The sequence below is a fragment of the Roseateles toxinivorans genome (assembly GCF_004362525.1).
GTDB lineage: Bacteria > Pseudomonadota > Gammaproteobacteria > Burkholderiales > Burkholderiaceae_C > Paucibacter > Paucibacter toxinivorans.
Window position 1 is genome coordinate 468,439 of record NZ_SNXS01000002.1, and the last position, 25,471, is coordinate 493,909.

General features: G+C 68.6%; 18 protein-coding genes. 9 read left to right on the forward strand and 9 right to left on the reverse strand.

All coding sequences use genetic code 11. The annotated features are described in order from the left end of the window. Positions 1-10 precede the first annotated feature (10 nt). From DES47_RS07895 to DES47_RS07920, 6 genes are all read right to left on the reverse strand, one after another. Complete coding sequence (locus tag DES47_RS07895; RefSeq protein ID WP_133700135.1) at positions 11-3,283, reverse strand: nSTAND1 domain-containing NTPase; 3,273 nt, start codon at positions 3,281-3,283, stop codon at positions 11-13. A 113-nt stretch (positions 3,284-3,396) separates the two neighbouring features. Then, positions 3,397-3,942, reverse strand: coding sequence for a GNAT family N-acetyltransferase (locus DES47_RS07900; RefSeq protein ID WP_208114935.1), 546 nt, complete (start codon positions 3,940-3,942; stop codon positions 3,397-3,399). Continuing rightward, complete coding sequence (locus tag DES47_RS07905) at positions 3,935-4,186, reverse strand: hypothetical protein (protein WP_133700137.1); 252 nt, start codon at positions 4,184-4,186, stop codon at positions 3,935-3,937. Before DES47_RS07905 ends, DES47_RS07900 begins: the two co-directional genes overlap by 8 nt. Positions 4,187-4,244: 58 nt before the next feature. Further along, on the reverse strand, positions 4,245-4,619 hold the full coding sequence (locus DES47_RS07910) for an Hsp20/alpha crystallin family protein (protein ID WP_133700138.1): 375 nt from the start codon (positions 4,617-4,619) through the stop codon (positions 4,245-4,247). 27 nt (positions 4,620-4,646) lie between these two features. Further along, positions 4,647-5,102 (reverse strand): Hsp20/alpha crystallin family protein, encoded by a 456-nt coding sequence (locus DES47_RS07915; RefSeq protein WP_133700139.1) that lies wholly within the window; start codon positions 5,100-5,102, stop codon positions 4,647-4,649. Between the two features lie 122 nt (positions 5,103-5,224). After that, on the reverse strand, positions 5,225-7,528 hold the full coding sequence (locus DES47_RS07920; RefSeq protein ID WP_133700140.1) for a helicase-related protein: 2,304 nt from the start codon (positions 7,526-7,528) through the stop codon (positions 5,225-5,227). Positions 7,529-7,803: 275 nt separating this feature from the next. On the opposite strand from DES47_RS07920, the gene DES47_RS07925 reads away from it, so the two are divergent. Next, positions 7,804-8,520 (forward strand): N-acyl amino acid synthase FeeM domain-containing protein, encoded by a 717-nt coding sequence (locus tag DES47_RS07925; RefSeq protein WP_133700141.1) that lies wholly within the window; start codon positions 7,804-7,806, stop codon positions 8,518-8,520. A 4-nt stretch (positions 8,521-8,524) separates the two neighbouring features. On the opposite strand, the gene DES47_RS07930 is transcribed toward DES47_RS07925, so the two are convergent. Then, entirely contained in the window at positions 8,525-10,813 is a 2,289-nt protein-coding gene (locus tag DES47_RS07930; protein ID WP_166651905.1) for a putative bifunctional diguanylate cyclase/phosphodiesterase, read from the reverse strand. Between the two features lie 186 nt (positions 10,814-10,999). Here DES47_RS07930 and DES47_RS07935 point away from each other — a divergent pair, with 186 nt between their 5' ends. Together DES47_RS07935 and DES47_RS07940 are read left to right on the forward strand one after the other, a co-directional pair. Beyond that, the gene (locus DES47_RS07935) at positions 11,000-12,700 is read left to right on the forward strand and encodes an AMP-binding protein (RefSeq protein WP_133700143.1); all 1,701 of its coding nucleotides are present in this window, start codon (positions 11,000-11,002) and stop codon (positions 12,698-12,700) included. Positions 12,701-12,735: 35 nt separating this feature from the next. Beyond that, positions 12,736-14,097 carry a M20/M25/M40 family metallo-hydrolase gene (locus tag DES47_RS07940; RefSeq protein ID WP_166651906.1) on the forward strand — a complete coding sequence of 454 codons (1,362 nt, stop codon included), beginning with the start codon at positions 12,736-12,738 and terminating at the stop codon, positions 14,095-14,097. Between the two features lie 15 nt (positions 14,098-14,112). Here the strand turns inward: DES47_RS07940 and DES47_RS07945 are convergent, their stop codons facing one another. Together DES47_RS07945 and DES47_RS07950 are read right to left on the reverse strand one after the other, a co-directional pair. Further along, on the reverse strand, positions 14,113-15,795 hold the full coding sequence (locus tag DES47_RS07945) for a SulP family inorganic anion transporter (RefSeq protein WP_133700145.1): 1,683 nt from the start codon (positions 15,793-15,795) through the stop codon (positions 14,113-14,115). Between the two features lie 49 nt (positions 15,796-15,844). Beyond that, a complete protein-coding gene (locus DES47_RS07950) occupies positions 15,845-16,852 on the reverse strand; it encodes a tripartite tricarboxylate transporter substrate binding protein (protein ID WP_133700146.1) in 1,008 nt (335 codons plus the stop codon). Between the two features lie 85 nt (positions 16,853-16,937). Between DES47_RS07950 and DES47_RS07955 the strand changes: the two genes are divergently transcribed. From DES47_RS07955 to DES47_RS07980, 6 genes are read left to right on the forward strand one after another with little or no spacing between them, the layout of a single operon-like run. Then, positions 16,938-17,741, forward strand: coding sequence for an alpha/beta fold hydrolase (locus DES47_RS07955; RefSeq protein ID WP_133700147.1), 804 nt, complete (start codon positions 16,938-16,940; stop codon positions 17,739-17,741). A gap of 31 nt (positions 17,742-17,772) precedes the next feature. Continuing rightward, positions 17,773-19,461: an NADH-ubiquinone oxidoreductase-F iron-sulfur binding region domain-containing protein gene (locus DES47_RS07960; RefSeq protein ID WP_133700148.1), complete on the forward strand. Its 1,689-nt coding sequence runs from the start codon at positions 17,773-17,775 to the stop codon at positions 19,459-19,461. Then, the gene (gene fdhF / locus DES47_RS07965) at positions 19,458-22,247 is read left to right on the forward strand and encodes a formate dehydrogenase subunit alpha (RefSeq protein WP_133700149.1); all 2,790 of its coding nucleotides are present in this window, start codon (positions 19,458-19,460) and stop codon (positions 22,245-22,247) included. Before DES47_RS07960 ends, fdhF begins: the two co-directional genes overlap by 4 nt. A 57-nt stretch (positions 22,248-22,304) precedes the next feature. Continuing rightward, positions 22,305-23,762 carry a cytochrome P450 gene (locus DES47_RS07970; RefSeq protein WP_133700150.1) on the forward strand — a complete coding sequence of 486 codons (1,458 nt, stop codon included), beginning with the start codon at positions 22,305-22,307 and terminating at the stop codon, positions 23,760-23,762. Positions 23,763-23,813: 51 nt separating this feature from the next. Further along, entirely contained in the window at positions 23,814-24,113 is a 300-nt protein-coding gene (locus DES47_RS07975; protein ID WP_133700151.1) for an antibiotic biosynthesis monooxygenase family protein, read from the forward strand. Positions 24,114-24,117: 4 nt separating this feature from the next. Further along, positions 24,118-25,470 (forward strand): glutamine synthetase family protein, encoded by a 1,353-nt coding sequence (locus DES47_RS07980; RefSeq protein WP_133700152.1) that lies wholly within the window; start codon positions 24,118-24,120, stop codon positions 25,468-25,470. Position 25,471: the final 1 nt, after the last annotated feature.

A 25,471-nucleotide genomic window follows, 5' to 3' on the forward strand; every position in this document is an offset into this window, starting at 1 on the left:
TGATCTCGGATCAAACACCGGACGGTGTGCGCTGCGACAGCCATTCCTGCTCACGCAGCACCTGCCCACTTTGACCCAGACAGGAATGTGCCTGAATCCAGACATCTGTAATATCTAAATGAACCCGCAAGAGCGGGCCTAATTTCCTGAAATCGTTCAGTACCGCGGCGCACTGGGTTTGTGCTGCAGGGTTCTTCGGCTGCGCAGCGGCCAGCGCCAGCCGCAGGCGCCCGTGTTCGACGCGCAAGCGCAAATCCTCGGGGCGGCGCGCCACGGCGTCGCTGACCACCGGAAGTAGCTCGTCCAACAGGCGCAGGGCATCGACCCGCTGGCCTTGGGATTGCAGGGAGCGGGCCAGGGCCAGCTGAAGCTGTACGCGCAGCGGCAGGCGTTCCGGGGCGGTGCCGGACAGCGCGCCCTTGTCCAGCCCCGCCAACTCGTCGGCCAACTCGCGCAGGCGAGGTGCCAAGGCCGCCGTGTTGCCGGTCTGCGCACTGGCCGACGCCAATTCCAACCGTGCCTGCATCAGCCGCCAGCGGCGGTTCTTGGGTTCTTGCTGCAACAACTCCCGGGTCAGCGCCAGGCCGTTCGACCATTCGCTGTGGGCATCGGCCGAGCGGCGCAGGCGTTGCCACGCATTGCCCAGCCACCAGTGCGCCAGCGCTTCGCGGTACACCCATTCGAGGTCCTTGGGGGCCGAGGCCCGGGCGTTGACCACGCCCTGCAAGCCATCGGCGAACAGCTGCCGGGCTTGCTGGAACTCGCCCTGCCAGAGCAGGGCCGAGCCCAGCCAGGTCATGCTGTCGGCCCATTCGGCGCGCAGCGTCAAATTCTGCGGGCGCTGCTGCAGCACCTGTTGCTTGAGTGCTATCGACTGGCGAAACTGCTGCGTTGCGCCGGGCAGGTCTCCGGTGTGCAGCATCAGCGTGCCCAGCGTGTTCTGCGCATACGACAGCTCGACCTGCGCTTCGGGTTGGGTTGGCGCGGCCTCCAGCCACGCCGCGCTATGCCGGCGATAGTCCTCAAAGGCTGCGCGCGCCTGGTCGAACTGCCGTTTCGAGTAGTGGACGTGGCCCGTCCAGAAGGCCGCGGTGCCCTGGGCCTTGCGCCAATCGATGGCCAGCGGCCCCTCGGGCGCCTGCGCGGATAGCAACTGCCCTGCGGCCTGAAGCGGCGGCAAGGCGGCATCGAGCTCACGCCGGGATACGCGCACCTCACCAATCACGGTCAAGGCCTTGGCGCGCTGCAGGCTGCCATGGCTGTCGGTGATCGGTGCGGTGCGCAGATGGTCCAACGCCTTGGCGCCGACGCTGTCCAGCAGCTCCAGCCGGCCGATGGGCCGCAGTTTGTCGGCGAAGTCGCCGAGCATGTAGCCGACCAGATCGTCCGCCTCGGTGCTGCGCTGCTGGGCGATCTGCTCGGCGCGGTTGGCGCGCCAGGCCAGGGTGCCGGCCAGCACGGCCAGCGCGGCGATGCCGATCACGGCCGACAGGCGCAGGCGCTCGCCCAGGCGGGCGCGGCGCAATGAGGTCTGCACGAAGTCCTGCTCGGCCGGGCCGAACGAGAACTCGACGCGCTGCAGCAGCTCGCGCGTCTCGGTCAGCTGCTTGCCCTTGGGCAGCAGGTACTCGGCGCTGCGGCCCTCGTCCAGCCAGCGCTGCACCTGTAGCCGCAGACGGCTGCGCAGCTGCAGGGCCTGCAGATGGGCGGCGATCCAGTCGGTGACCCGGGGCCAGCGGCGCAGGATGGCCTCGTGGGCGACGCGAAAGCCGGCCTGTCCGTCGATCAGGTCGCTGACCAGCAGCCGGGCATCGACCAGCGCCTGCACCAGCTCGCGCTCGGCCGGGCCGCGCAACTCGGCCCAGAGCGCGCGTCGGCTTGTGACCCGCGATTCGTCACCCGACAGCATCACCAGCAGCGACAGCACATGGGGCAGGGCCTCCTGCTGGATGGGCAGCAGCGCGGCGATCAGGCTTTCGGCGCGCAGGCCGATCGCGCCTTCCAGCCCACCGGCAGAGCCACCCGGCTGGCCACCGAGCGCACGGTAGGCCTCGAAGCTCAGCTCGCCCTGCGGGCCGCGCTGGCGGTACAGCTCCTCCAGGGTGTATTGCAGCAGCGGCAGCGCGTCGGGGCTGTGGGCGGCGTCGTCGCACAGCACATCGTCCAGCCGCGTCTGCGTGGCCGGGTCGAAGCCGAAGCTCAGGCCGGCGGCACGGGCGGGCAGGCGGATCATCTGCGTGATCTCGGCCCGTGTGGGCGGGGCCAGGTCGAAATGCGCGCCCTGGGCCTTGTTGGCCATCAGCTGCGGGTACTCGGCCAGGCGGGGATAGAAGTCATTGCGGCAGGCGGCGACCACCAGCACGCGGCCGCCGCGGGCCAGCGCCTGCAGGGTGTCCAGAAAGCCCTGGCGCTGGGCTTCGTCGAACTGGGGGGCGACGAACAGCGTCTCCAGGCGATCGATAAGGAGAAGCTGCAGCGGTTGCAGGGCTTCGGTCATTTCGCGCTTCAGCGCCCAGTCGAGCTCTGACAAGACCATGTCCATGCCGTCTTGCAGGTGCGCGGCCAGCGAGCTGGCGCTGGCGCCGGGGAACATGGGCCGGCCCTCGTCCAGCTCCCAGTCCAGCAACGCAGCGGCCAGTGCGGTGGTCAGGCTTTGCGCACCGACATCGCCGAGATCCAGGCTGGTGCTGCTGAGCGCGCGCCAGCCCTCGAAGCCCTCGGGCCGCTGCAGCGCCGGGAACAGGCCGGCCAGCACCAGCGAGGTCTTGCCCGAGCCGCTGGGGCCCAGCACCAGGCACAGGCCCTGTTCCTTCAGCAGTTGCTGGTGGGCGCACTGCAGCAGTGCCTGGGTCGCCTGCTCGCGGCCGTAGAAGACCTGGGCATGGGCCTCGTCGAAGGCCAGCAGGCCGCGGAATGGCGAGCCACCCGTCCAAGCGCCCTCGCGGGCCTGCTCGATGCCGCCGTCCAGCGAGCGCACGGCGGCCACGGCGCGGTAGCCGCGCTTGCGTATGGTCTCGATATAGCGCGGCTCGGTGGCGCTGTCGCCCAGGGCACGGCGCAGCTGGGCAATCGTCTTGTGCACCGGGTTGTCGCCCAGTGGCGCGTCACCCCAGCATTGCGTCAAAAGGTCTTCGGCACTGAGCACCTCGCCGGGGCGCTCGCACAGGGCCACCAGCACGTCCATCGCGCGCGGCTCGACCTGGCGCAGCTGATCGCCGCACTCCAGCCGGTTGGCGCCGGGCAGTACCGTCCAGTCACCGAGGACGAAGTCAGCGCCGCGCATCGTGCCCGTTTCCAGGCTTGGCCTGCCATGAGGAAGCAATCATCAACATCAAACCCCACCCCGACGCCCTTGTTCTTGTCGCCAAAGTATAGGGGTCAGTATCAGTTGGGTATCTAGCCGGTAGCGGCGGCGGGACGCCGCAGTTCGCACAGCAGTTCGGTGCAGGGCTCGCCGCGAAAGACGGTTTGCAGGGTCTGCACCTGGCTCATGCCGATGCGCTCGAGCAGGCGCAGCGAAGCGAGGTTGCGCGCGTCGGTGATGCCGACGACGCGGGTGATGGCCCGGCGCTCGAACAGCATCGCCACCGCCGCGCGCACCGCCTCCGTGCCCAGACCTCGGTGCTGGGCCTGCGGCGCCAGGGTGAAGCCGATCTCGGCATGGGCATCGTCGCCGGTGTGAACGCAGATGCCGATGTCGCCGATCAGCCGCCCGCTGGCGCGCTCGGCAATGGCCAGCTGGAACCAGGCTTCATCTGGACAGAACTCCGCCGTGCTCATCTCGGCCAGAAAGGCCTGCGCCTGCTCGCGCGTCATCGGCATCCAGCCCTGGTAGCGGCCGACCTCGGCGTCGCTGCGGTAGGCGTGGAAGGCGTCCAGGTCGCTGACCGCCAGGCGGCGCAGCGTAACGCGCGGGGTGTGGCGGGGCAGTACCTCAGCCAAAGGTCGTATCGCTTTGCGCATGGCTGCCGCCGACGAAGAGCTGCAGCACCGGCTGGGCACCGTCATGCTCCCAGACGCGGGCCTCGATGACGAACTGGCGGCCGCCGACGCGCACCACATCGCCCAGGGCTGGGGCCACCGCGTGGCCCTGCCAGAACGCCGGCACAGGGATGCCCTCGCGGCGTATCCAGGACTGGTCTTCGTGCGAGAAAACCAGGGCTATGCGGATGTCTTGCTGGGTCATGGCTGGGCCTCCAACAGTGCAGAGGCCACAGCCTAACCCAGCTTGGGGTCTCCACCTCTCAGCCGACCTGCACCTCGATGCGCCGCGGCTGCGCATGGGCCTGCTTCGGTATGCGCAGATTCAACACGCCATCCTTCAGATTGGCCTCGATGCGGGCCGGGTCCAGCTCGCGGCTGAGGGTGAAGGCGCGGCGGTAACGGCCGACGCGGACCTCGGCATAGACCGCCTCCAGACCTTCCGGTGCGAACTGGCCCAGCGTGCCTTCGATCGACAGGGTGTCGCCATCGACCTTCAGCTCCAGCTGCTCGCGGGGCACACCGGGCAGATCGGCCAGCAGGGTGATGCCGGCGTCGTCCTCGAACACATCGACGCGGGGCACCAGGGCGCGCTCGTCCGGCGTGGCGCTGGTGCTGAGTTCCTGTTTGCTGCTCATGATGTTGATCTCCTTTCGCTGCGAGACTTACTGGACGGTGATACGCCGCGGCTGGGCCGAAGCCTTGCGGGCGATGCTGACGCGCAGCACGCCGTCGCGGTAGCTGGCCTGGACCTGGTCCACGTCCACATCGTCGGGCAGGCTGATGGCGCGACGGAAGGCGCCGCTGATGCGCTCGCGGCCGTAGACGCTGGTCTTCTTCTGTTCATCCGGCGCGCCGGTCAACCGGCGCTCGCCGGCCAGGGTGAGCACGCCGCGATCGATGCTGACCTCGATCTTGGAGGCATCGATGCCGGGGGCGAAGGCATAGACCTCGACGCTGCCGGGCGTGTTGCCCACGTTCACTGCCGGGAAGCTGCCGGGCGCGACCGAACGGATGCTGCTGGGCAGGCCCGTAGGCGCCAAGGCCTCGTTGAGTTCGCGGCGCAGACGCTCAAAGTCGCCGAACACCGCGCCCGGGAAGCTGAGCATTGATTCATACATGACGAAGCTCCTTTCAGTGGGTGCGACACCGGGCGCCCCATGCGCCGCCGGCGTCTGCTCACCGAAATATTGGCTTCGTCCTGAATTTCAAGAGGCCAGGAAACGACCCGATTTGACCAGGCTCAACGCCGCCCGCCGCGCTGCCACAGGGCCTTCTTGCCCTTGAGCTGGCGCTCGATGCCGTCATTGAGACGGGAGCGCAGATCGACCACCGCCTCGACCAGACCGAACACGCCGGGGAAGCGCAGGTCAAGCCACAGCCACAGGGTGCAGGAGCGCAGCGCCATTTCCATGCGGTCCAGCCGGCTGTGTTCGTCCACCTCGGCCAGGAACCAGGGCGAGGAGGCCCGGCCCCGCCTGGCATGATCCTGCGTCCAGCCGAGGAATTCTTCGACCTGGCCCACGGTGCGGGTATCGACAGGGGCCTGGGCGTAGATGAAACGGTCGCGCAGGCTCAAGGCACCGGCGCTGTGGTCGAGCTTATCGGCCAGCTCCAGCATCTGTTCCAGCTCGGCGACCTCGAAGTGCTGGTTGTCCAGGCGCAGCTGATCCATGAACACGCCCAGCACCTCGCGCAGCTGGGTCTTGCCCAGGCGGGTGGCGATGGTGTTGACATGCCACCAGTTAGGCGCCACCGGGGCCTTGAAGTCGCGCGGGGCGCGGGGCTGGCGCTCCAGCAGCTCTTTGAGCGTACGGGCGGCGGTGGGCTCGGCCTCGCGCAGCACGCCGGTGAAGCCCTCGTCGTGCATGCCGTAGCGGCCGGCGCGGCCGGCGATCTGGTGCACCTCGGAAGTGCTCAAGGTGCGGTCGGCCTCGCCATCGAACTTGGTCAGGGTGCTGAACAGCACGCGGCGTATCGGCAGATTCAGGCCCATGCCGATGGCGTCGGTGGCCACCAGGATGTCGGACGCGCCCTCGGCAAAGCGCTCGGCCTCGCGGCGCCGCACCTCGGGCGGCAGCGCGCCATAGATCACCGACACCGACTTGCCGTCGGCGGCGATCTGGTCGCGCAGCATCAGCACCTCGCGGCGGCTGAAGGCGACCACCGCGTCGCCCTTTTTCAGCAGCGCGATCGGCACCGCCGCGGGCAGCAGCTGCACATGCTGCTTGCGCTCGAACTGGCGCACCTCGCAGCTCTCGCCGCACAGGCCCAGCAGGTTCTGCAGCGCCGGCACCGCATAGGCCGAGCAGATGATGATGACCTCCTCGGCCGGCACGGCGACGATGGCCTGCGTCCAGGCCCAGCCGCGATAGGGGTCGAAGATCATCTGCGCTTCGTCTATCACCGCCACCTCGATGCTCTCGGAGGTGCCGACCATCTCTATCGTGCTGGACACGACGCGGGCCTGCTCGGCCGGCACATTCTCCTCACCGGTGCGCAAGGAGCAGGGCACGCCGCGGGATTGCAGGCGGTCTCGGCCCTCCAGCGCCAGCAGGCGCAGCGGCGCCAGGTAGGCGCCGTTCTCGGCCTTGGCCAGACGCTCGAAGGCGGCGTGTGTCTTGCCGCTGTTGGGCGGGCCGACGTAGAGCGTGATCTGGCGCTGCATGCGCCGGGCACGCTGGAAGGTGTCGGGGTAGCCCTGGAAGGCCAGCTCGGTGTTCAGGCCCTCCAGGGTGTCGAGTTCGGCGACGCGGTGCTGCCAGCGCTCCAGCGCGCGGGTGCAGCTGGCCATCAGCGGGGCCAGGTCTTGCGGCGTCGCGCACTCGGTCAGCAGGCCGGGCAGCAGCGATTCGATCTGCCGTTCCTTGCGTGCCAGGCCCTGGGTGACCAGGCCGCTCAGGTGGGCGGCCAGGGCTGGCGCCTCGGTGTAGATCGGCATGGGCCCCAGCGCCTGCAGCAGGGCGGCCTGGTTGCCGTCGCGATAGAACTGCCAGATCGGCGCGGCGTCCGTCGGCCGCTCGAAGGCGACCGGGATGCGCCAGACCGAGCCGCTGGGCAGGGTCAGGTTCAGCCCCTGCTTGGCCAGGCGCTGCCAGCCGCTGCCTCGGCGCTGCAGACCCAGGCCTTCGAGCAGGGCGGTGCGCTCCAGCAGCAGGGTGCGCACGATGCGGCCGCTGCCTTTGACCCTGTGCATGGCCTGCAGGTGCAGCAACGCCTCGCCCATCAGCGCCGGCTCTATCCAGCGGCTGGGGCGTGCGCCGGGCACGGCCTTCTGCAACAGGATCAGTCCCTTGCCATCCAGATAGTCCTCGAAGCCCGGCGTGTGCTCGGCAATGAAGTCGGCCGGCGTGACGACCTGGGGCAGGTTGTAGGCGGCCTGGCGAATTTGCGCCAGCTGCTCCGGGCTGATGTCCGGTGGCAGGCGCTTCAGGTGCGCTGCGATCGGCAGCGACGGCGGCTTCGCGGCGGGCGCGTCAGGGTTGCGGGTGTCCGGGCCGGACGCGAGGGGTGCAGCGGTGTCTGCGAGCGGGGTGATCTGGGGCATGGATCGGCGAACTGTACCTTGCCGGCCGTCGGGCCGCAGGTCTATCCGCAGCGGAGGTGGGGGCGCTGCCTCGTGGCATATATTCGTTCTGAATACAGGTTTTAATATCAGCCTGTGTTGAAAATATCAATCCCTAACATCAAAATAATACTTGTTGATGTCGCCGGCCCGTAAAAATCCTGTCAGACAAGTAAGCAAAAGTCTATTCAACCCCCTCGAATGGGGGTGTGGATATACTTGGTTTGAAATCTGCAGTAATTCCTTGTCGGAGCCGTATGAGCACAGGTATTTCGTCTGACATCACATGGCGCGGCGCCACGCCGCCGCCAGTGCCCATGGTGGTTCACACGGCGCATACGCCCTGCCACCAGCTTCGGGCGCATGCGCTGGTCGGGCGTCGTTACGCCGAGCGCGGCTACCGCTTCTCGGCCCCGACTCCTGCCCAGATGCCGAGCCAGGCCCCGGCCGGCAACCTGGTGACGGTCAACGCGGGCGACCAGCACAGCACCCTGGGCACCTTGACGGTGCGCTTCGACTCCGCCCAGGGCCTGCAGGCCGACGAGGTGTTCGGGCTGGAGATCGAGGCGCTGCGCAAGGCCGGGCGCAAGGTCTGTGAGTTCACCAAGCTGGCGCTGGAGGGTGAATTGCCCTCCCAGCAGATACTTGCGGCGCTGTTCCACATGGCCTATATCCATGCTCATTTGCTGCGGGGTTTCGATATTCTCGCCGTCGAGGTGAATCCTAGGCACGCGGCCTATTACCGCCGCATGCTGGGATTCAAGGTCTGCAGCCCCGAGCGCACAAATTTGCGCGTGCAGGCGCCGGCGGTGCTGCTGTGCGTCGAGTTCGAGCTCATTCGCGCGCAGATCGCCCGCTTCGGCGGTCGGCCCGAGCTGGCCGGCCAGGTGCGCACCCTGTACCCGATGGCCTTCGGGGCCCAGGAAGAGGCGCGGCTGGTTCATCAGCTGCGCGCCGCGGCGGGCCAGAACTGAGCCGCTACAGCTGCGCCGTCGTCTGCCAGCGGCCCAGCCTTGCCTTGAGCAGGGCGGTGGCCGCGGCCGCACTCAGCGGCCGCGACAGATGAAAGCCCTGCAGCTGGGTGCAGCCCAGTGCCTCGACGGCCTGGGCCTGGGTTTCGTTCTCCACCCCTTCGGCGACGATCTGCAGCTTCAGTGACTGGCCCAGCAGGCATACCGCCTGCACCACGGCGCTGGCGTCGGCGGCGGGCAGCGGATCTATCATGCTGCGGTCCAGCTTCATGGTCTGGATCGGCAGGCGGCGCAGCATGGTCAGCGATGACTGGCCGGTGCCGAAATCGTCCAGCGCACTCTCCACGCCCAGCTCGTGCAGGCGCTTCAGCATCGGCACGACCCGGTCCACATGGCCTATCGCGGCGGTCTCGGTGATTTCCACTTCCAGGCAGTCGGGCGGAAGCTGGTGGCCGTGCAGGTGGCCCATCAGGCGCTCGACGAAGAGCACGTCCTCGAACTGCAGCGGCGACACATTCACCGCCACCGGCAGCAGCTGGCCGAACTGGTCCAGCCAGGCGCGCAGCTGGGCGGTGGCCATGGCCAGAATCAGGTCACCCAGTGCATGGATATGGCCGGTGCGTTCGGCGGCGGGGATGAAATCCACCGGGCTGACTCGGGCGCCACCGGCCGGCTGCCAGCGCACCAGGGCTTCGAAGCCGCACAGCTGGCGCGAGCCGGCCCTGTACTTGGGCTGGTATTCGAGGAAGAACTCCCGCCCCTCGATGGCCTTGGCCAGCGCCTGCTCGGCCTGCAGCCGCGCCTGGGAGGCGCGGTTCATGCCGGCGTCGAAGAACTCGTAGGTGGAGCCGGCCCTCTGCTTGGCCTTGTGCATGGCCGCGTCGGCGCCCCGCAGCAGGGTATCGCCATCGTCGCCGTCCTGCGGGAACAGGGCCACGCCTATCGACATATGCACCTGCAGCTCGGTGCCGGCCAGCGCAAATGGCCGCTCGAGCAGGGTCAGCAACTGCTCGACGAAGATCTGCACCGTGGAGGCCTGTGCCGCCCCCTCCAGCAGTATCACGAACTGGTCCTCGCCCAGGCGCGCCACACTGGCTGCGGCGGGCAGCGCCAGTCGCAGGCGTTCGCCGACGGCGCGCAAGAGGGCGTCGCCGGTGGCATGGCCCAGCGTCTCGTTGACGAGCTGGAAGCGGTCCAGGTCGGCCGAGATCACGGCAAATGCGGCACCCTCGGCGGTCAGCTGCTGCAGGCGCTCGACGGCGAAATTGCGGTTCGGCAGGTTGGTCAGCTCGTCATGGATGGCCTGGCGCTGCAAGGCCCTCAAGGCCGCCTGACGGGCGGTGTCGTCCATGATGGTCACCAGCTCGGCGGGCCTGCCGTCCCACTCCATATAGCTGGACAGGCCGCGCAGATAGAGCTTGTGGCCCAGGCGGTTCAGCCGCGGACCCTCCCACGCCACACGGGCCATTGGATCGGCCAGGATCGCGCGGTGGCGTGCTGCCGAGGCCTGCTGCTGCTCCAACGGTATCAGCGTGTCGCTGCCGGTCTCGCCGGTCACTCGCTCGCGGTCGTGATAGCCGAAGATGGCCAGGGCCGCCGGGTTGGCGTAGAGCACCTTGCCGTCCTGCAGCACGGCCATGCCCTGCAGCGAGTGCTGGGCGATCTTCTGGAAGCGCCTGGACTGGCGCCGCACTTCGTCGTTGGCACGGGCCATGGCCAGCAGGATCAGACTCAGGCTCAGCAGGGTCTGGGCGAAGATGCCCAGCGTGCTGGTGACCGGGGAGCGGCCCATCTCGTGCAGCAGGGGCGAGCTGCCGTGCACACCGGCCAGCAGCACAAAGCCCAGGGCCACCCAGAGCTCCAGCGGGCTGCCACCGCGTGCCATCAGGAAGGCCGAGACAAGTGCGCCGCCGACCAGGAACAGGGCGCCCAGGGCGACCGCCTGGGTCTGGCTGCGCGCGGCCGTCAACGCCAGCGCCAAGACCATCGCCAGCAGCAAGGGCAGCCAGACTTTCAGTGGGAGTTTGTGCTCGCGGTAATGCAGCGCGCCGGCCACCTGCAGCAGCAGCGAGCCCATCAGCGCGCAGGCCGAGCCCAGCGCCTCGGCCTGTTGCAGGGCCAGGCTGTGCCGCTCGTCGATCAGGATCGGGCCCAGCAGCAGGCCTAGCGACAGCAGCACCCAGCTCCAGCCCCACAACAGCACATAGCGGTGGCGCCGGTCCTGGTTCCACAACATGAGCAGCGCCAGGCCCATCATCAGGTTCAAACCGACGCTGATCACCGGAAGCCAATTCATTGCTGAGCTGATGATGGCAAAGCTGCATGGTAGTGGCTGGGCGGCCACCGCGGCGAGCAATTTTGATATGCAGCAAGGTCGGCACCTGGTAGAGGGCGGCATCCAAAAGATGTTGCGGAAAGCCCTCTGGTCGCCGGCCGCGCATGCGGCTAGGCTGGCGCGAAATACTTTCAGATGGAGACATGCATGGCTATCGTTGACCCCTCCAAGCTGGCGCTGCAGCGCCTGTATCACTTTGAACGCAGCAGTCCCGGCACGGTGACCTTGACCCAGCCCATGGGCGGCGGGGTGGTCAAGGACTTCACCTGGGGTCAGGTCGCCGACCAGGTGCGGCGCATGGCCGCCCATTTGCAGGCCATGGGCCGGGAGCAATCGTGGGAGCCCGGTGCGCGGGTGGCGATCCTGTCGAAGAACTGCGCCTGGTGGCTGATGAGCGATCTGGCGATCTGGATGGCTGGCTATGTCTCGGTGCCGCTGTACCCGACTCTGGCCCCCGAGACCATCTCGCAGATCCTCAAGCACAGCGAGGCCCGGGCCTGCTTCATCGGCAAGCTCGACGGCTGGGAGGGCATGAAGCCCGGCGTGCCCTCGGGGCTGCCCGTGATCGGCTATGCGCTGTCGCCGGCCGACGTGCGCAAGGACTACGAGGACTGGGACGCCATCTGCGCCCGTACCGCACCGCTGCAGGGCGAGCTGCTGCGCGACGGCGCCGACCTGGCCACCCTGATCTACACCTCGGGCACCACCGGCAACCCCAAGGGCGTGATGCACAGCTTCGAGGCCTTCTCCTGGGCACTGGAAGCCGGCGTCAAGCGCATTCCCTTCGGTGCCCACGACCGCATGCTGTCCTATCTGCCGCTGGCCCATGTGGTGGAGCGGGTGCTGGTCGAGCATGGCTGGCTGATGACCGGCGTGCGCCTGTTCTTCGCCGAGTCGCTGGATACCTTTGCCGCCGATCTGCAGCGCGCGAGGCCGACGGTGTTCTTCTCGGTGCCGCGCCTGTGGGTCAAGTTCCAGCAGGGCGTGCATGCCAAGATGCCGCCGGCCAAGCTGCAGCGGCTGCTGTCGATCCCGCTGATAGGCGGCATCGTGCGGCGCAAGATCCAGAAGGCCCTGGGCCTGGACCAGTGCCGCATCGCCGTCGGCGGCGCCGCGCCGATGCCGGTGGCCCTGCTCGAGTGGTATGCCCGCCTGGGCATACCCATCAACGAGGGCTATGGCATGACCGAGAACCTGGCCGTCAGCCATATCACCACGCCGGGCGAGAACCAGCGCGGCTCGGTGGGCATGCCCTATGACGGCGTCGAGGCGCGCATCGCCCCCGACAGCGGCGAGTTGCAGATGCGCAGCCCGGCGGTGATGCTGGGCTATTACAAGGAGCCCGAGCTGAGCCGCGAGGCCTTGACCGCCGATGGCTGGTTGCGCACCGGTGACAAGGGCCGCATCGATGCCAAGGGCTGCCTGCATATCACCGGCCGCGTCAAGGACCTGTTCAAGACCAGCAAGGGCAAGTATGTGGCACCGGCGCCGATTGAGGACCGGCTGATGCAGCACCCCGACGTCGAGGCCTGCGTCGTCACCGGCGCCAATCTGGGTCAGCCGCTGGGCATTGCCCTGCTCTCGGCCGACGCCGTGACGCGCGCCGCCGATGCCGGCACCCGCGCTGAGATGGAGGCCGGGTTTGCCGCCCATCTGGACGCCATCAATGTGGCGCTCGACCCCCACGAGCAGATGGACTGCCTGGTGCTGCTGAAGACACCCTGGACGGTGGACAACGGCTGCATCACGCCCACCTTCAAGGTCAAGCGCAACCGCATCGAGGACCTGTTCGCGGCCCGCTACGAAACCTGGGTCGCCTCGAAGAAGAAGATCATCTGGGGGGATTGATGCTCTGCAGCCTCAGGTGCCTGGCTGCGGCCACGATGCTCTGCCACACAGCGGCCCAGGCCCAGCCGATGTTCAGCGCCGCCGATCTGCAGACGAGCACGGCGCTGGCCCGCGCGGCCGAGCAGAGCGGTCTGGCCTATGAGCTGGTGGACTCGCTGGTGACCGAGATCGGCCCGCGCCCGGCCGGCTCGGCCAATGACGCCCGCGCCGTGGCCTGGGCGCTGGCGCGGCTGAAGGCGCTGGGATTCTCGAATGTGCGTGCCGAAGAGGTGCCGCTGCGGGCCTGGAAGCGGGGCGAGGCCCATGCCCACCTGACCGCGCCGTTCCCGCAGCCCATCGTGATGGCCGCCTTAGGCAATAGCGTGGCCACGCCCAAGGAGGGCCTGCATGCCGAGGTCGCCTACTACGCCGATCTGGAGGCGTTGAAGGCCGACACCAGCGAGCGTGCCAAGGGCAAGATCGTCTTCATCGACCAGAAAACCGAGCGTACGAAGGACGCCCGCGGCTATGCCCGCGCGGTGGCGGCGCGCGGTGCCGGCCCGGCCGAGGCCGCCAAGCGCGGCGCCCTGGCCCTGGCGATACGCTCGATAGGCACCGACCGCGACCGCCTCGCCCACACCGGCGCCACCCGCTATGCCGAGGGCGTGGCCCCGATACCGGCGCTGGCCGTGTCGGTGCCCGATGCCGACCTGATCGCCCGCCTGCAACGCTATGGCAAACCGCTCAAGATGCACCTGAGCCTGCAGGCCGAGGGCGGCATCGCTGGCACCTCGCACAACGTCATTGCCGAGATACCGGGCAGCGACAAGGCCGACGAGATCGTCATGATAGGTGCCCATCTGGACAGCTGGGATCTGGGCCCGGGCGCTGTCGATGACGGTGCCGGCGTGGGCATCGTCACCGCCGCCGCCCAGCTGATTCTCGACAGCGGCGCCAAGCCCCGCCGCACGATACGCGTGGTGCTGTTCGCCAACGAGGAGAACGGCTTCGACGGCGCGCTGGGCTATGCCGCCAAGTACAAGGATCAGGTGCACCAGTTCGTCGGCGAGAGCGATCTCGGCGCCGGTCTGGTCTATCGCTTCCAGAGCCGGGTGCGGCCCGAGGCACTGCCTGTGGTGCGGGCCATTGCCGAACAGCTGGCGCCGCTGAACATAGCTCTGGGCAGCAACGAGGGCACACCGGGCCCGGACGCCGGCCTGCTGATGCGCCGCAACGCCTGGCCGGCGCTGGAGCTGAGCCAGGACGGCAGCGACTATTTCGACTGGCACCACACGGCCAACGACACGCTGGACAAGATAGACCCGCTGAAGCTGCGCCAGAACGTCGGCGCCTGGGCGGTGATGAGCTGGCTGGCGGCGCAATCGCACATCAGCTTCGGGCCCATGCCGAAGCCGTGAGCGGGGCACGAGTGCTCAGCTTTCGATCATGCCGTGGTGGTGGCTGAGAAAGACCCGACCCTTGAACCAGCGCTGCCAGTCGCTGGCCTTCAGCCGGTCCAGCACCGGGCCCTTGACCTCGCTCAGATCCAGCCGCACGCCCTGGCGGGCCAGGGTGGCATGCAGATCGCGCAGCGCCTCCAGGCCGCTGAGGTCTATGCTGTTGACCGGTGACATCAGCAGCACCACCCTTTTCGCCTCGGCATGCTGGGACAGGTGCTGCTGCACCACGTCGGTCAAGCTGCGGGCGTTGGTGAAGAGCAGGCTTTCGTCGATGCGCAGGCCCAGCACCTCGTCCAGGCACTCGACCTCGTGGCGTTCGACATTGCGGTAGTGCTCGGTGCCGGGCACGCGGCCGATCAGCGCGACATGGGGCTTGGCCGTGCGTTGCAGCAGCAGGGCCACCGAGCCGAGCACGCCCAGGCCCAGCGCGGCGCTGACGCCCCACAGCAGGGTCAGCACCGCCACCGCCACCATCAGCAGGCACTCGGGGCGGGAATAGCGCCAGGCCTCGGCAAAGGGCGTCAGGCTGATCACCGACAGCACGGCCACGACGATGGTGGCGGCCAGCACGGCCGTGGGCAGGGCGGCCAGCGGGGCGCTCAGGAACAGCATCGCGATGGCCATGAAGGCAGCGGTCCAGACGCCGGCCATGCGTGTGCGGCTGCCGGCGTCCATCATCAGCACGCTGCGCGAAAAGCTCGCCGCCACCGGCATGCCACCGGTAAAGGCCGCCGCCAGATTGGCGCCGGCCAGGCCGGCCAGCTCGCGCCTGGGCTCCACCCGCTGGCCACGTTTGCGCGCCAGCGATTCGCCGACCACCAGGCTGCTGACATAGCCGACCAGGGCGATCAGCAGCGCGCCCGGAAACATCTGCCGCCACAGTGCCCAGTCCGCCAGCGGCAGGCCCAGGGGGATTTGCAGCGCCGGCAGCGCGCCGACCAGGGCGACGCCCTGTCGCGACGCACCGGTGCCGGCGGCGATGGCGATGGCCACCATCAGTATCAGCAGCGGCAGCAGTCGCGCCAGCATCGTCGCGCGGGACGCGGGCATCCAGCGCTGCAGCAGCGTCACTGCATAGCGCCGCGCCAGCCACAGCGCCAGCACCGTCGCCAGGCCATAGGCGGCGGTCAGCGGCAGCCAGGCGGGGGCACCCGACTGCCAGGTCTGCTGCAGCTGCTCCCAGAGCTGCGGGATGCTGTTGCCGTGGACCGGGCTGCCCAGCAGCACCGGCAGCTGGCTCATCGCGATCGACAGCGCCGCGCCGGTCTCGAAACCGTGCAGCACCGGCACGCTCAGCAGCGAGGCCAGCGCATCGAGGCGCAGCAGGGCCGCGGCCGCCATCAACAGGCCCACCTCGGCGGCCAGCACCAGGGCGGCATCGCCGGCGCTGATGCCGGCGGGCGCCAGTGCCAAGGTCTGGCCGATCATCAGCGCCAGCACGGCCACCGGGCCCACACCCAGATTCGGGCTGGAGCCCAGGGCGGCGTAGAGCACCAGCGGCAGCAGGCTGGCATACAGGCCCACATGGGCCGGCAGGCCGGCCAGCAGGGCATAGGCCAGGCTTTGCGGAATCAGCAGCACGCTGACCACCAGGGCGGCCAGCAGGTCTTCGCGCAGTGCCAGGTCTTGGTACTGCCGCCAGCGGGTCAGGAACATGGGGGCACTTGAGAATGGGGGCCCGGGCAGTATAGGCAGGCCCCGGCGCTCAATCGACCTTCGCCCCCGAGGCCTTGACGACCTGCGCCCACTTCTTCGTCTCGGCCGCAATCATCGCGGTGAACTCGGCGCTGGTGTTGCCGCTGGGGATGGCGCCCTGGGACAGCAGACGCTCCTTCAGCGCCGGTGCGCTAAGCGCCTTGGCGGTTTCCTGCTGCAGCCTGTTGACGATGTCCATGGGCGTGCCGGCGGGCGCCAGCAGGCCGAACCAGGAGGTCGCCTCATAGCCCTTCAGCGCCGGACCGCCGACCTCCTCGATGGTGGGCAGCTCGGGGATGGCCTCGCTGCGCTTGCGGCTGGTCAGCGCCAGGCCTTTCAGCTTGCCGGCCTTGACTTGCGGCAAGGCGGAGGGCAGGTTGTCGAACATCAGATCGGTGTTGCCACCCATCAGGTCCATCAGCGCCGGGCCCGAGCCGCGGTAGGGGAAGTGCAGCATGAAGGTGCCGGTCATGCTCTTGAACAGCTCGCCGGCCAGATGGATGGATGTGCCATTGCCGCTGGACGCCATATTCAGCTTGCCCGGATTGGCCTTGGCATAGCGGATCAGGTCGGCGACGCTATTGATGCCGTACTGCTGCGCCTTGGCCGGGTTCATCACCAGCACATTGGGCACGGCCGCGACCAGGGTCACCGGCACGAAGTCCTTGACCGGATCGAAGGGCAGCTTCGGATACAGCGACTGGTTGATCGCATGGGTGCCCACCGTGCCCATCAGCAGGGTGTGTCCATCGGCTGCGGCCTTGGCCACGTCGGCGGCGCCCAGATTGCCACCGGCGCCGGGCTTGTTCTCCACCACGAACGATTGCCCGAACACGCGCTGCAGCTCCGGCGCCAGCGCACGGGCCAGCAGATCGGTGGTGCCGCCGGCGGCGAAGGGCACGACGATGCGCACGAACTTGCTGGGCCAGGCGCTCTGGGCCCATAGGGTGGAGGGGGCGGCGGCGAGGGCGGCGGCGCTGGTGACGAGGGCATGGCGGCGGCTGATCGGGTGCTGCATATGATGTCTCCTTGGTATTCCCCTAGTTTGGGGCAAACCCGGGCCTGCTGGCTGAGGGCTTGCCCCGATGACGCAGCAGCAGGATATGTCAGCAGTCAACGTCACCACCACCGTCGTCACCGTCACCTGGGCCGGGCGCCAGGACCAGATCGAGTACCAATGGCTGCGCGCCGAGCGCGGCGACCGCCCCGTGCTGGTGTTTCTGCACGAAGGCCTGGGTTCACTGGCCGCCTGGCGCGATTTCCCGGCGCGGCTGTGCGAGGCGGCCGATATGCGCGGCCTGGTGTTCTCGCGCCAGGGCTACGGGCGTTCGACGCCGCGCGCCGCCGACGAGACCTGGGGCATGGACTATCTGCACCGCCAGGCCCATGACTTTCTGCCGGCCTTCTTCGAGGCGCTGGGCCTCGCGGACACGCCCTGGCTGTTCGGCCACAGCGACGGCGGTTCGATCGCTTTGCTCTATGCCGCGCGTTACCCAGAGGCGGTGGCCGGCGTGATCGCCGTGGCCTCCCATGTGTTCGTCGAGGACGTCACCGTCGCCGGCCTGGCGGTGGCCCGCGAGGCCTATCTGCAGGGTGGCCTGCGCGCCAGGCTGGCGCGCCAGCACGACGACCCCGACTCACCGTTCTGGGGCTGGAACGATGCCTGGATGAATCCGGCCTTCCGGCAGTGGAATATCGAGGCCGAGATCGTCAGCCTCAGCTGCCCGCTGCTGGCCGTGCAGGGTGAGAATGACGAGTACGCCACCTTGGCCCAGCTCGACGCGATCCAGCGCCGGGTGCCGCAGACGGTGCTGTGTGTGTTGCCGGCCTGCGGGCACTCGCCTCAGCGCGAGCAGCCCGATGCGCTGATTGCGCACAGTGCGGCGTTTTTGGCCAGCCACTTATGATGCGCCGCATTCAGACCCCGGAGACCGCTTCTTGTCAGCAGACCGCCCCCTCACCGCCCAGCCGATTGCCCTGCCCCAACGCGGCGGCGGGCCACGCGGCCGCCAACCGACAGCCGCGGCTTTGCTGGCTGTGCGCGCTTTGCTGGGCGATGAATCGCGGGCGCGCGATCTGCTGATCGAGCATCTGCACAAGATCCAGGACAGCCGGGGCCACCTGAGCGTGGACATGCTGGCCGCGCTGGCCGAGGAAATGAAGCTGTCGCAGGCCGAGGTGCATGAGACGGCCAGCTTCTATCACCACTTCGACATCGTCCGCGAGGGCGAGGCTGTGCCCCCGGCGCTGACCGTGCGGGTGTGCAATTCGCTGAGCTGCGCGATGGCCGGGGCCAAGCCGCTGCTTGATGAATTGCGGGCAACTGCGGGTGCCGATCTGCGCATCGTCGAAGTGCCCTGCGTCGGCCGCTGCGCCGAGGCGCCGGTGGCGGTGGTTGGCCAGAAGCCAGTCACCGCGGCCACGCCAGCCGCAGTCCGGACAGCCGTTGCTGCCGATGACAGACAAGACCCGACCCCTGATGCGATCGGCTACGAGGCCTACCGCGCCCAGGGCGGGTACCGGCTGCTCGACGAGCTGCTGAGCGGCCGGCGCGAGGTGCCGGCAACGATTCAGGCCTTGACCGACTCGGGGCTGCGCGGCCTTGGCGGTGCCGGCTTCCCGCTGGGCCGCAAGTGGGCAATAGTCGGCGCACAGGCCGCACCGCGCCTGCTGGCCATCAATATCGACGAGGGCGAGCCCGGCACCTTCAAGGATCGCCACTACCTGGAGCGCGACCCGCACCGCTTTCTGGAGGGTGCGCTGATTGCCGCCCATTGCGTCGGCGTCGCTGCGATCTACATCTATCTGCGCGACGAATACGCCGGCTGCCGCGCGCTGCTGCAGCGCGAGCTGGAACTGCTGCGCGCCGCGAGGCCGGACGCGCCGGAGATCCACCTGCGGCGCGGCGCCGGCGCCTACGTCTGCGGCGAAGAGTCGGCGATGATCGAGTCGCTGGAGGGCAAGCGCGGCTGGCCGCGCCAGCGCCCGCCCTATCTGGCCGAGGTCGGCCTGTTCGGCCGGCCGACGCTTGAACACAATATGGAGACGCTGCACTGGGTGCGCGAGATCCTGGAGCGGGGCGCCGACTGGTTCGCTGCCCAGGGCCGGCGCGGCCGCAAGGGCCTGCGCTCGTTCAGCCTGTCGGGACGCGTCAACAGGCCTGGCATGCATGTGGCACCGGCCGGCATCTCGCTGCGTGAGCTGGTCGATGAATATGGCGGCGGCATGCAGGACGGCCACGAGCTCTACGGCTACTTCCCCGGCGGTGCCTCGGGCGGCATCTTCCCGGCCAGCATGGCCGACCTGCCGCTGGACTTCGACACCCTGCAGCCCCACGGCTGCTTCATCGGCTCGGCGGCCATCATCGTGTTCTCCCAGGCCGACCGCGCCCGCGAGCTGGCGCTCAACGCGATGGAGTTCTTCGAGCATGAGAGCTGCGGCCAGTGCACGCCCTGCCGCGAGGGCACGCAGCGGGCGGTGCAGCTGATGCGCGCGCCGACCTGGGATGTCGAGCTGATGGACGAGTTGTCGCAGGTGATGATGGATGCCTCGATCTGCGGCCTGGGCCAGGCCGCGCCGAACCCGCTGCGCAGCGCGCTGCGCTACTTTCCGCAGGAGTTCGCATGAGCGGCATCGCGATCGAGATTGACGGCCTTCAAGTCGAGGCCGAGCAAGGCGAAACCCTGCTCAGCGTCGCCCAGCGTCATGGCCATGCGATCCCCCATCTCTGCCATATGGACGGGCTGACACCGGCTGGCAACTGCCGCGCCTGTGTGGTCGAGATCGAGGGCGAACGGGCGCTGGCCGCCTCCTGCTGCCGCACGGTCAAGGCCGGCCAGAAGATCCATTTGCAGACGGCCCGCGTGCAGCGTTCGCAGAAGATGGTGCTGGAGCTGTTGATGGCCAACCAGCCACGGACGCCGCACAGGCGAGCGTCGGAGCTGACGCAGTGGTGCGAGAGCCTGGGTGTGACGGGCTCGCGCTTCGCGGCCCGCCCGCAGCCGGCACCCGACCGCAGCCACCCGGCCATCAGCGTGCAGCTCGATGCCTGCATCCAGTGCATGCGCTGCGTGCGCGCCTGCCGCGATGAACAGGTCAATGATGTGCTGGGCATTGCCGGCTGGGGCGCCGACACGCGCATCAGCTTTGATGCCGACGACGCGCTCGGTGCCAGCTCCTGCGTGGCCTGCGGCGAATGCGTACAGGCCTGCCCGACCGGCGCGCTGACGCCGGCCAATGGCGCGGCGCTGCAGCAGGCCGACGCGGTGGTGGCCTCGGTCTGCGCCTTCTGCGGCGTCGGCTGCCAGCTCGACTACCGGGTCAAGGACAACAAGATCCTCGAAGCAGTGGGTCGCGATGGCCCGGCCAACCACGGCCGGCTGTGCGTCAAGGGCCGCTACGGCTATGACTATGTGCAGAGCGCCGAGCGCCTGACCGTGCCGCTGATGCGCCGCGAGGGCGTGGCCAAGGACCCGGCCGACATCGCGCTGGTGCGGCAGGGGCTGAAGCCCTTGAGTGACCTGTTCCGCGAAGCGAGCTGGGATGAGGCCCTGGACTTCGCCGCCACCGGCCTGCGCCAGCTGCGCGACTCACATGCGCTGGGTGCCGACAGCCCCCTCGCAGGCTTCGGTTCGGCCAAGGGCAGCAACGAAGAGGCCTATCTGTTCCAGAAGCTGGTCCGCCAGGGTTTTGGCACCAACAACGTCGATCACTGCACGCGGCTGTGCCATGCCAGCTCGGTGGCGGCCCTGCTGGAGGGCATAGGCTCGGGCTCGGTCAGCAACCCGGTGGCCGATGTGGCCCAGGCCGAGGTGATTCTGCTGATCGGCGCCAACCCCAGCTCCAATCATCCGGTGGCGGCCAGCTTCATCAAGAACGCCGTCAAGGCCGGCAGCACCTTGATCGTGGCCGACCCGCGCCGAGCGCCGATGGCGCGTTTTGCGCGCTGGCATCTGGCCTTCCGGCCCGACAGCGACGTGGCCCTGCTCAACGGCATGCTGCACACCATCATCGACGAGGGGCTGACCGACCCGGCTTTCATCGCCGCCCGCGTCAATGGCTTCGAGGCCTTGAAGGCCGCGGTGGCCGAATGCACCCCCGAGCGCATGAGCGAGATCTGCGGCATCGCACCGGAGCTGATTCGCGAGGTCGCGCGCTGCTACGCCACCGCGAAGAGCGCGATGATTTTGTGGGGCATGGGCATCAGCCAGCATGTGCACGGCACCGACAACGCCCGCTGCCTGATTGCGCTGGCGATGATCACCGGCCAGATCGGCCGACCGGGCACCGGCCTGCATCCGCTGCGCGGCCAGAACAATGTGCAGGGGGCGTCCGACGCGGGCCTGATCCCGATGATGCTGCCCAACTACCAGCGCGTCGCCCGCGCCGAGGTGCGCGAGCAGTTCGAGGCGCTGTGGGCGGTGCCGCTCAGTTCCACGCCGGGCCTGACGGTGGTGGAGATCATGCATGCCGCCAGCGAGGGCCGCATCAAGGGCATGTTCGTCGAGGGCGAGAACCCGGCCATGTCCGACCCCGATCTGGACCATGCGCGCCGGGCCCTGGCCGGCCTGCAGCATCTGGTCGTGCAAGACATCTTCGCCACCGAGACGGCCTTGCTCGCCGACGTGATCCTGCCCGCCTCGGCCCATGCCGAGAAATGGGGCAGCTACACCAACACCGACCGGCTGATACAGCTGGGCCGGCCGGCCATCACGCCGCCAGGAGACGCGCGCCAGGACCTGTGGATCATCGAGCAGCTGGGCCGCCGCCTGGGCCTGCCCTGGGCCTACTGGACCGAAGCAGATGGCCAGGGCCATGCCGCCGCCGAGGCACCCACCGCCCGCGTCTACGAGGAAATGCGTCAGGTGATGGCGCCGCTGGCCGGCGTACCCTGGTCGCGCCTGCAGCGTGAGAACGCCGTCACCACCCCGGCCGCACGCGAAGACGAGCCGGGCGAGCGCGTCGTCTTCCACGACCATTTCCCGCTGGCCGACGGCCGCTCTCAGCTGGTGCCGGCCACCTTCACGCCGGGCCCCGAGCAGCCCGACGCACAGTACCCGCTGGTGCTGACCACCGGCCGCGTGCTGGAGCATTGGCACACCGGCGCGATGACGCGGCGCGCCACCGCGCTGGAGGCGCTGGCTCCTGCGCCGCAGATCAATATCCACCCCGAGGATGCCGCCGGCCTGCATCTGCACGACGGCCAGACGGTGGACCTGCGCTCACGCCACGGCCAGGTGCAGGCCCAGGTTCAGCTGTCGCGCGAGGTGCAGCCGGGCCAGGTCTTCCTGCCCTTCTGCTACTGGGAGGCGGCGGCCAATCTGCTGACCGGCGACGCGCTCGATGCGGTTGGCAAGATCCCGGGCTTCAAGGTCACGGCGGTGCGGGTGGAGGCCTTGTTGATCTCAGCTTGAGCTGGGCGCGACTTCCACGTACCCTTGCCTTTGCCCAAGTCGGGCGCAGGAGTCCCGATGGAAGCTATCACGCAGGAACAGCGCCCGCAACAGGCGACGCCCGCCTTGCGGCAATTCGACGATCTGCCCGGCCCGCGCGGCCTGCCCTTCTTCGGCAATGCGCTGCAGATCGAGACCTCGCGCTTTCACCAGCAGCTGGAGGGTTGGGCGCGGGAGTTCGGCCCCTTCTTCAAGCTGCAGCTGATGAAGCGCCATGTGATGGTGATCGGTGACCATGAGGCAGTGGCGGTCGTGCTGCGTGACCGCCCCGACGGCTTTCGCCGCACCACCCGGCTGCAGGAAATCTGGACCGAGATGGGTCTGCCGGTGGGCGTGTTCGGCGCCAACGGCGAGACCTGGAAGCGGCAGCGTCGCATGGTCATGGCCGGCTTCGACCCGGCCCATGTGAAGCGCTATCTGCCGGCGATGCAGCGGGTTGGCGAACAGCTGGTGGCGCGCTGGGCCCGGGCCGGCGACGCTGGGGCGACGATCGACCTGCAGGCCGACCTGATGCGCTTCACGGTGGACACCATCGCCGGTCTGGCTTTCGGCGCCGAGGTCAATACGCTGGAGTCCGACGCGGACGTGATCCAGAGCCATCTCGACAAGCTCTTTCCCGCGCTGTTCAGGCGCATTTTTTCGCCCGTGCCGACCTGGCGCTTCGCGCGCAGCGCGGCCGACCGGCGGCTGGAGCGCAGCATCGTCGAGATCAATGCGGCGGTGGCCGGCTTCATCAGCCAGGCCCGCATACGCCTGCAGGCCGATCCGGGCCTACGCGAACGGCCCAACAATCTGCTCGAGGCGATGCTGGTGGCCGCCGACCAGGAGGGCAGCGGCATCGATGACGACCAGGTCGCCGGCAATGTGCTGACCATGCTGCTGGCCGGCGAGGACACCACCGCCAACACGCTGGCCTGGATGATCCATCTGCTGTGGCAGCACCCCGAGGCGCTGGCCCGCGCCACCGAGGAGGTGCGGCGCGTTGGCGGCGATGGCCTGCGGCCCAGCCACGAGCAGCTGACGCAGCTGGACTATATCGAGGCCTGCGCCCACGAGACCATGCGGCTCAAGCCGGTGGCGCCGATACTCCCTTTGCAGACCCTGCATGCGTTGCAGATCGGCGATGTGCAGGTGCCCGCCCATACGGTGGTGATCAGCCTGCTGCGGCGCGACAGCGTCAGCGAAACGCATCTGCCTCGCGCCGCGGCCTTCGAGCCCGAACGCTGGCTGGGCGACGGTGGGCCCGGTGCCCTGGCCAGTGCGGCCAAGCGCATCTCCATGCCCTTTGGTGCCGGCCCGCGCATCTGCCCAGGGCGCTATCTGGCCCTGCTGGAAATGAAGATGGTGATGGCTTGCCTGCTGGGCCGCTTCGACATCCTGGGCGTGGACACGGCAGATGGCCAGCCGCCGGCCGAGCATCTGGCCTTCACGATGGCGCCGCTGGGGCTGAGGATGCGCTTGCGCCGCCGGGGCTGAGCTTGCGCTTACGATGGTGGCTGTGCACACCCACCGCTATGGAGCCCCCGCATGATTCTCGAGATCGCCAATATCCGCATTGCCCCCGGCCAGCAGGCCGCGTTTGAGGAGGCGATCCAGCGCGCCGCCAGCACGGTGATCTCCAACGCCAAGGGCTTCAAGGGCTACAAGATCAATCGCGGCATCGAAAGCCCCGAGCTCTATGTGCTGATGGTGTTCTGGGAGACGCTGGAGAACCACACCGTGGACTTCCGCGAAGGCCCGCTGTTCCCGCAGTGGCGCGCCATCATCGGCCCGTTCTTCGCCAGCCCGCCCCATGTCGAGCATTTCAGCCTGGTGGCCAAGTCCTGAAGTCATGAGCAGCACCACTCTCCCGACCGATCTGAAGGCCTGGTTCGAGCAGCAGGGCATACGCCAGGTCGAGTGCATCTATCCCGATGTGTCGGGCTATCCGCGCGGCAAGCTGATGCCGGCCGACAGCTTTGCCGCCGGCACCGAGCTGCGCATCGCCCAGGCGATCGCGATGCAGGCCATTACCGGCGACTATTCCTACGACCCGATCTTTGCCGACGCCGATCCCGACGTGCGCCTGGCGCCCGACTACGCCACCGTCAAGCCCGTGCCCTGGGCGGCCCAGCCGCGCGCGCTGGCCATCCACGACTGCCTGGAGCTGGACGGCCGCCACTGCGCCTTCGCGCCGCGCTCGGTGCTGAAGCTGGTGCTGGCCCGCTATGCCGCCCTGGGCCTGAGCCCGGTGGTGGCGCCCGAGCTCGAGTTCTACCTGACCGCGCCAATGACCGACCCGGCCCTGCCCTTTGCCGCGCCGGTGACCCGCGGCGGCCGCGCCGAGGCCGGCCAGTCGGCCTTCAGCCTGAACATGCTCAACGAGCTGGCGCCGTTCTGGGACGAGTTCCAGCAGGCGCTGCTGACCCTGGGCGTGCGCGCCGATACCTGGATACACGAGGTCGGGCTGACGCAGTACGAGATCAATCTGCTGCATGGCGACGCCGTCGAGGTGGCGGACCAGGCCTTTCTGTTCAAGTACGCGGCCAAGGAGACTGCGCTCAAACATGGCCTCAACGCGGTCTTCATGGCCAAGCCGATCGAGGGGCAGGCGGGCAGCTCCATGCATCTGCACCAGAGCCTGGTCGATGCCGAGGGCCGCAATGTGTTCTGCAATGCCGACGGCAGCGACAGCGCCCTCTTTGGCCAGTATGTGGCCGGCCTGCAGACCTATCTGCCCGACCTGATGCTGGTGCTGGCGCCTCACGTCAATTCATACCGCCGCTTTGTGCGCAACAGCCAGGCACCGATGAATCTGCAGTGGGGCCCGGACAACCGCACCACCGGCCTGCGCGTGCCGCTCAGCGGCCCGGCGGCGCGGCGCATCGAGAACCGCGTGGCCGGCGCCGATGCCAATCCCTATTTGGCCATTGCCGCTTCCTTGGCGGCCGGGCTGGCGGGCATCAACGAGGGCTTGAAGCCCAGCGCCCAGGTGGTGGGCAATGCCTATGACCAGGCCACCGAGCATCGCCTGCCGCTGAGCTTCGGCCAGGCCTTGGCACAGATGCAGGCCAGCGCCTCGGCTCGCAGGCTGCTCGGCGACGACTTCGTGCAGGCCTACACGGCCGTCAAATCGCTGGAGTTCGACAGCTACGAGCGTGAGGTCACCGCCTGGGAGCGGCGTTACCTCACGGCGCAGGCGTGAA

Bases quoted from the DNA above. Each gene is read 5' to 3' on its own strand.
- DES47_RS07895 (WP_133700135.1), bottom strand. From the start codon at position 3,283: ATGCGCGGCGCTGACTTCGTCCTCGGTGACTGGACGGTACTGCCCGGC.
- DES47_RS07905 (WP_133700137.1), bottom strand. From the start codon at position 4,186: ATGACCCAGCAAGACATCCGCATAGCCCTGGTTTTCTCGCACGAAGAC.
- DES47_RS07910 (WP_133700138.1), bottom strand. From the start codon at position 4,619: ATGAGCAGCAAACAGGAACTCAGCACCAGCGCCACGCCGGACGAGCGC.
- DES47_RS07915 (WP_133700139.1), bottom strand. From the start codon at position 5,102: ATGTATGAATCAATGCTCAGCTTCCCGGGCGCGGTGTTCGGCGACTTT.
- DES47_RS07920 (WP_133700140.1), bottom strand. From the start codon at position 7,528: ATGCCCCAGATCACCCCGCTCGCAGACACCGCTGCACCCCTCGCGTCC.
- DES47_RS07925 (WP_133700141.1), top strand. From the start codon at position 7,804: ATGAGCACAGGTATTTCGTCTGACATCACATGGCGCGGCGCCACGCCG.
- DES47_RS07930 (WP_166651905.1), bottom strand. From the start codon at position 10,813: ATGAATTGGCTTCCGGTGATCAGCGTCGGTTTGAACCTGATGATGGGC.
- DES47_RS07935 (WP_133700143.1), top strand. From the start codon at position 11,000: ATGGCTATCGTTGACCCCTCCAAGCTGGCGCTGCAGCGCCTGTATCAC.
- DES47_RS07940 (WP_166651906.1), top strand. From the start codon at position 12,736: ATGCTCTGCCACACAGCGGCCCAGGCCCAGCCGATGTTCAGCGCCGCC.
- DES47_RS07945 (WP_133700145.1), bottom strand. From the start codon at position 15,795: ATGTTCCTGACCCGCTGGCGGCAGTACCAAGACCTGGCACTGCGCGAA.
- DES47_RS07950 (WP_133700146.1), bottom strand. From the start codon at position 16,852: ATGCAGCACCCGATCAGCCGCCGCCATGCCCTCGTCACCAGCGCCGCC.
- DES47_RS07955 (WP_133700147.1), top strand. From the start codon at position 16,938: ATGTCAGCAGTCAACGTCACCACCACCGTCGTCACCGTCACCTGGGCC.
- fdhF (WP_133700149.1), top strand. From the start codon at position 19,458: ATGAGCGGCATCGCGATCGAGATTGACGGCCTTCAAGTCGAGGCCGAG.
- DES47_RS07970 (WP_133700150.1), top strand. From the start codon at position 22,305: ATGGAAGCTATCACGCAGGAACAGCGCCCGCAACAGGCGACGCCCGCC.
- DES47_RS07975 (WP_133700151.1), top strand. From the start codon at position 23,814: ATGATTCTCGAGATCGCCAATATCCGCATTGCCCCCGGCCAGCAGGCC.
- DES47_RS07980 (WP_133700152.1), top strand. From the start codon at position 24,118: ATGAGCAGCACCACTCTCCCGACCGATCTGAAGGCCTGGTTCGAGCAG.